Origin of the sequence: Bradyrhizobium uaiense, from assembly GCF_010811875.1 — a bacterium.
GTDB classification, from domain to species: Bacteria; Pseudomonadota; Alphaproteobacteria; order Rhizobiales; family Xanthobacteraceae; genus Bradyrhizobium; species Bradyrhizobium uaiense.
The window spans coordinates 1-6,409 of the sequence record NZ_VKHP01000373.1 but is presented as its reverse complement, the minus strand read 5'-3'; the positions used below and the strand labels follow the sequence as shown (position 1 = coordinate 6,409).

Here is a 6,409-nt window from a genome sequence, read left to right as displayed (position 1 = left end):
ATCGCTGAACAGTGGGTTCCACGCCTCTTATACTCACTCCGCAGACTGAGTATAATTCTGGAAAACGACCATGCCGGCCCCTTCCCTAGTTTCCCAGACGACCCTATGGCGAGCTCCTCGAGCGCACCGCCAACGCGGCATTCCAGGAAACCTTCGCGGAAGACGGCGCCTTCACCTCCAAGACTGTCAATCAGCGCAAGTACTGGTGCTTTCAGACCGGCACTGGCCCCGAGCGGTCCCAACGTTATGTCGGGCCCGAGACGCCCGAACTTCTGGAGAAGATCGAGCGACATAAAGAAATTCGCGAAGACGAACGCGAGCGTCGGACGCTTGTCTCCATCCTTGTCCGCTCGCTCGGCCTGCTTCGCGAACACAGCCGCGCGATGATCTACCGCATGCCGAAGTCCTACTGATTTCTAACTTCCCAACCAAAAGAAAATCGATGACTGCTCACAAGGACATTCGCCCTCATCCGAAACACAACAGCCGCATCCACCCGCACGTCCCAAAGGCGCCGGCCCGCGTGGATGATTTCGGCCTCCACTTCTCTGGCTGGCCGTTCCGCTGGACCGTGCGCGCGGTGAATTTTCGAATTGAAATATTTGCGCAGCTGCGCGACAGCGCAGGATCCCCACCGCGCGAACGAAGAGTGGCTTGTCAACAGCTTCATGGCGGATAACCTGACGCTCGTCAGCTTATCGACAGCTGAGCTGTCCTAGCATGCGAACGTCTTGATCCAGCCGATAGAGCTGCCTAATCGGCTGAGTCCAAACATGTCATGGAGTTCAATGAATACAGAACGGGCCCAGCCTCGCGCAGGCATAGCTTCCGAATCCGAAAGCGCCGACCCAACGTCTGCGGCCGCCGGGCAGTCCCCCTCATGCCTGACCCTGTGGGCGTCAGCCTTGACTCGGTGGGCCACAGGAGCGGCCGCCGCCGACCTCGTCTCGTCGCAGGACCGCGTCCTGGCGAGCTGGGCAGCGGAAGAGGGGCAGGGCGAAAACGAGAATCGACAAGAGGGGGTCAACCGGACGAGGGCATGGCGGGACGAGGGTGATGTCAGAGGCGAGCTGAATTTGTCGTCATTGTCCCTGACCGCTTTGCCAGCCTCACTCCCGCCCAGGCTCCGGACCCTCATCGTTATCGGTAACCAGTTGAGCAGCCTGCCGGCCCAGCTTCCGGGTGGACTCCGAGACCTCTACGCCTCTGACAACAGGCTGACCGGCCTGCCCGCCCTCCCGCGGAGACTCCGGCATCTCCACCTCATGGCCAACGATCTGACGAGCCTGCCGGCAGAGTTGCCATCCAGGCTCCGCAGCTTGACGGTCGATGGCAACCAGCTGACCGATCTGCCCGCCCTTCCGGCAACGATCGAGGAGTTCTCCGCCTGCAATAACCAGTTGACCAGTCTGCCCGACCTTCCAGCCAGGCTCCGCCGCCTGGACGTCAGCGAAAATCAGCTGACGAGCCTGCCCGATCTTCCGGCAAGGTTGCGGTACCTGGACGCAGTCGACAACCAGCTGACAAGCCTGCCCGACATTCCGGCCAGACTTCGATACCTGGACGTCAGCGAAAATCAGCTGACCAATCTGCCCGAGACCCTCCCGGTCAGCCTTGAAATGCTCGGCGCCAGCAATAATCAGCTGACCGGCCTGCCCGCGACCGCGCTGACGCAGCTCAGCAGCGTGTCCAGCATCGACCTGCGGTCTAATCCGATACCAGCCCCGGTGCTGGCCGATTTGGCGTCAGCCACGCGTGGTGCGGATTATGCCGGCCCGCAGGTCTTGCTGTCGATGCCCCTACAACCGGTGGAACATCAGCCGCGGCTCCTGCACGAGGTTGTCGCGGATTGGCTCGCGGACGCGCCCGGCGCAGGGGACACGTGGCAGGGCTTCGACGAAGAGCCGGGTGCGCAGGACTTCGCACTGTTTCTCGAAAGGCTCGCCGGCACCGTGAACTATGGTCATCAGGCGTTCCGCGACCAAGTGGCCGAGAATCTGCTACAGGCGGCGACGAGGCCTAAGCTGCGCGAGCAGTATTTCGAGCTGGCCAATGGAGCGACTGCATCCTGCGAGGACCGCATCACCTTGACCTGGAACGGCATGCAGACCGCACGCCTGAACGCGGATGTCAAGGACGGACTCTATGACAATCGGCTCGACCAATTGCTCCAACACGGCCGAGTCATGTTTCGTTTGGGGGCGCTTGACGACATCGCACGCGAGACGGTCAGCTCGCTGCGTCGTGCCGACCCTGAGGCCGATATCGACGAGATCGAGGTCTATCTTGCCTATCAGACCCAGCTACGGGATCGGCTTGAACTGCACCACATCGCCCCCGATATGCACTTCTTGAATCTCGCCGAGGTCACGGCGGACGACGTTGCCAGAGCTGAGACGTCGGTGCGGCAACAGGAAGCGACGGGTTTTGCGGATTTTCTGGCAACGCGCTGGGAGCCCTGGGATACTGCAGTGAGGCGGATCGCCCCCGATCATCATGCCGCAGTACGGGACCGGATCGCCGATGCGATCGAAAATGAGTTTCCGGCCCGCTTGAACGAGCGACTCGCGGAGCATGGCCTGACCGATGATGTCGATGCCCAGCGGGTGGTCGGGGCCCAGATCCTCAGCGAAATCGCTCACGAGATCAAAGGCGAGCTGATGCATAAGGTTCTCCGGGAGCACGGCCTCGAGTCCTGATCGATGCGACCGTGCCCCGGATCAGGCAGTCTCGCTTAATCGCTCCAGGACGAGCGATTGTTCAGGTTGAATGGACACGTGCAGTTGCCGTCTGCTGACCCCTCCGACCACCATTTCGGTCCGTTGTTCACTCGCCGGCCGTATCCAGGAAACCCGCAATTCTCAACTTGTAAGCGATGCCAGAGTCCAAAGTCATTGCTCGGCTGGATTTCGACGAGCAGACCATGTTCGACGGGTGTGAATACAAGGCTCTGCCAGGACACGACTGGCATTGGGTCGAACTGGACCACGCGCAGGATACTTCGGCAGCGCGGCCAATGATTCTCGGTTCCCATCGGCGCAAGGTTTCATAGCTCAACGCCCAGCGCGATCGTCTGGCCTCGGCTTCGCGGCACAGAGCGCCTCGCCGTAGGTCTGCGAGTGGGATAGCTAGGGTGCCCACCTACTGCTAGCCGGCCGGAAGGCAGGCACTGCTGACCATCCGAAGGCGTCACGCGGCTCACCTTCAGAATATCGATGATCCAAAGTCACTTAGGCGCGCTCGGCTCGACACCATGCCGAGGGGGCTTCGTCAGCTTTTCGAAAGCTTGCTCTGGTAGGATGTCCGTTCAGGTGATCTTGGACGTGAGGCTACGTGAACCCGCACAATTGTGACCTATCAAACGTAACAGTTCGGTCGCAGGTGCAGCATGCCACCTCGGAAGAGCAGCAAGAGGGTCGGCGAGGCACCAGGCGTTTGAGCCGTCCTTGGCGACGACGCTCCCAGCCGGCAGCGGTACATGTCCTCATCAGTCTGAAGAAGGACCGGCGCCGAATTGATGACGCGACGAATAATGCGGCGGCTCGGACGCATTAAAAGGCGCACATTAAGCCTGCATACCAACGAACTTAGCCGATTGCGGACATGTTCTCCGCTTTCGACCTCGAGCGTTTGATCTGCGCGACCAGCAATCCTATCGCTCACGTCAACGGATTCTAATAGCCGAAGGATGAAGGCGCCGTTGGAGCAATCTTCGCGATTGCTGCGAGCCCGACGCTCGTCGTGCGATTCCACCCAGGCCCCTCAGAAAACGACGAGAGTTTCATTGAAATGATGACTCGTGCCAGTGGGCGCAGCGAGGCCGCCCTTGACCCGTATCGCCCTGCTCTTCGTAGATTCTCCGAGGCACTTCTTTTAGAGGGCCAGACGATATCTGGACTGGACCATGACGCGCGGGTCAAGTCCGCTCGGAGGCTGTTCCCGCACGACAAGGCTCTCATCTCCGCGCTGAACTTGTTTCGTGCTGCGGAGCTCCGCGCTAAATTTGGATCGTGATGCGGAGCGCGCCTCAGGTCCAGCTGAGCGTTGTAACTTGGCGGAGTAGTCCTCCACAGTCCTTTGCCAGCTTCGGTTGGCTTGGGCGACGCGGCACGTGACCACCTTTTGCCTTCAAGAGCATGTCGCTCTGTGGGAACTCGCTATTGCCATGGCGTTGGCAATGAACTCACCGTCCGATTCAGCCGGGGGCGATCGGCTCGCTCTGTCCGACAGATGACAGACGATATCCAGGTACGCCGCATCGGCGCCCACGAAGTGGATAAGCGTTTGGAGCGTCTCGCCGACATCCTCATTGACTGCGTCGCCCACGGCGACTCGGTCAGCTTTCTGCCACCGCTAACTCGACGACGTGCGCTGATGTACTGGCGTAGCGTCGCAGACGCGGTCATTTGCAATGGATGCGTGTTACTAGCTGCGGAAGATGGCGCAGGTCAGATTGTTGGCACAACCCAGATGATGCCTGCCGCGTCTGAGAACCAATTGCATAGCGCCCGAGTCGTCAAAGTCATGGTTGACAGAAGTGCACGCCGCCGCGGCATCGGGCGCCGGCTCATCTCGGCTGTCAGCGACTTAGCACGAAAGGAGGGAAAGACGTTGTTGACGCTCAGCACTGCCACAGGTTCTGCTGCCGAGCGTCTTTACGCCAGCGAGGGATGGCAGCGGGTGGGTATCATACCCGGGTGTGTGCTCGCCCCTGACGGAACATATCGCTCGGCGACCTTCTTTTACAAGCATCTCTAATGCTGCGTAGCTGAATTGGCGCTTGCTATTCACCGACAGATCTGTCCGGTCCCGTCCTGATAAATCATCATCGTGGGGGAACATTACTGACATTACCGCTGTATTGTATGGTTTTGTGAACAACGACGGCTTTGGCTCTCAAGATAAGAAACCAAGCGGATCACGGTGGATCATTCAACTGCCGCACGGCCTGTCATCACAATGGCGATGTCGACGATCGGGAAAGTGACCTCGATTTTCCGCTCTCGATCTCGTTCAACCTCCATAGCGCGAAGGCCTCGGAGCCTGAAGCAATCCCTATCATTGCGCTTGATATACTGACCACCGCTCCTAACGACCTCGCCTTGAGGCCAAGATAGCGGGCATGTCGCCGCAATCTCACTACGCGAACGCCCTCTACGAAGCCGTCGGATTATTTTGCTGCTCGGGCAGCCGTTGGACCAAATGTGCGAGCCAGGCGAACGTCCGCCATAAACTTTCGTATCGTTAGGTGCTCCACTTGAGGTGCCGAATCTTTACCAAGGTTCGATTGAGCCGTTGATCACGATCCTCTTAGCTGCATGTGCGGCTGGCTACAGCGACAACTCATTCGTCTTCGCCGGCTTCGTCGACTGATGGCTGATAGGAGGTCGCGAATTCTATTTTTCGTCGGGATGGCAGCCTTTGCCGAAATGTGGATAGAGATACTGATGGAACCATTCGAGCTTGCGTGGTGCGAGATCGAATACCAACGGGCTCTCAGATTCCTCGAAAAGATGGAGAACAAGGCGGATGATGTCGGGTCCCAGACCGGGGAAATTCAGCCATTCTGATCCGCCATGCGGGAGGACCTGTGGGCCAAACAGCTCTATGAGAGCACACGGCTACGCACGCCACGAGCCGCGATACAGCGATCGAAAGCTCGCTCAAAGAATGGACATCGTGGGTGCGATACACTTAGCGGAACGGCTAGAAACACCGTAAGCGCGAATTTCTCCGCACCTTTTGCTTTTGAGTGCTCTGATGCATGAGGTGTCCACCAAAATAGGTGGACACCTTGTGATGGCAGCGGATGATCAGAAACTGCGGGTCAGGCTTGTTGGCCGGAACGGTCGCCGGCGCTACGAGGCGGCATCGAAAGAGCGTCTTGTCACGGCCTGCCTTGAGCCTGGGGTTTCGGTATCGAGGCTTGCGCTCGAACATGGGGTCAACGCGAACCTCCTTCGGAAGTGGATCAAGAAGCACACCGCGACCAGGTCGCTGCCGCCGTCCTCACGCCCGGCGTTCATCCCGGTTCAGCTTGAGGGGTCCGCCGATCGAGCCCTGTCGCGGCAAGACAGCGTGGCGACGGTGGATTTGCCGGCGACTTGCGATGAAGTGCGTGGTTCGGAACCCAAAGGGACTCCAGCTTTTTGTTCTCCGGCCAAGGTGAGCGTGTCGCTGCCGAACGGCGTGAAGCTCGCGCTGGAATGCGGCGATGTGGATGCATTGACGGCGATCATCGGAGCACTGGGCCATGTTCAGACTGGGCGGTGACCTGCAGGTCTATCTGCACCGTGAGCCGATCGACTTCCGGGCTGGCATCAACAGCCTTGCGGTCCTGGTCCAGGAGACGATGGCGCTCGATCCATTCACTCCGGCTGTTTTTGCGTTCTGCAATCGCCGTTGCGAC

The 6,409-nt window shown here is 59.5% G+C and carries 6 protein-coding genes; 5 read left to right on the top strand and 1 reads right to left on the bottom strand.

Annotated features, from left to right (window positions below):
* A partial coding sequence (locus FNJ47_RS50705) for a hypothetical protein (RefSeq protein WP_206685402.1) occupies positions 1 to 374 on the bottom strand: 374 nt, incomplete at its 3' end.
* 68 nt (positions 375 to 442) lie between these two features.
* On the opposite strand from FNJ47_RS50705, the gene FNJ47_RS43925 reads away from it, so the two are divergent.
* The 5 genes from FNJ47_RS43925 to tnpB form a co-directional block, all read left to right on the top strand.
* Entirely contained in the window at positions 443 to 679 is a 237-nt protein-coding gene (locus FNJ47_RS43925; RefSeq protein ID WP_163162747.1) for a hypothetical protein, read from the top strand.
* 586 nt (positions 680 to 1,265) lie between these two features.
* On the top strand, positions 1,266 to 2,699 hold the full coding sequence (locus tag FNJ47_RS43920) for an NEL-type E3 ubiquitin ligase domain-containing protein (RefSeq protein WP_347341801.1): 1,434 nt from the start codon (positions 1,266 to 1,268) through the stop codon (positions 2,697 to 2,699).
* A gap of 1,531 nt (positions 2,700 to 4,230) precedes the next feature.
* Entirely contained in the window at positions 4,231 to 4,758 is a 528-nt protein-coding gene (locus FNJ47_RS43915) for a GNAT family N-acetyltransferase (RefSeq protein WP_163162743.1), read from the top strand.
* Positions 4,759 to 5,799: 1,041 nt separating this feature from the next.
* On the top strand, positions 5,800 to 6,273 hold the full coding sequence (tnpA, locus tag FNJ47_RS43910; RefSeq protein WP_163162741.1) for an IS66-like element accessory protein TnpA: 474 nt from the start codon (positions 5,800 to 5,802) through the stop codon (positions 6,271 to 6,273).
* Positions 6,254 to 6,409: IS66 family insertion sequence element accessory protein TnpB (gene tnpB, locus FNJ47_RS54910; protein WP_163162739.1), on the top strand; the 156-nt coding region annotated here is incomplete at its 3' end. The genes tnpA and tnpB, both read left to right, overlap by 20 nt.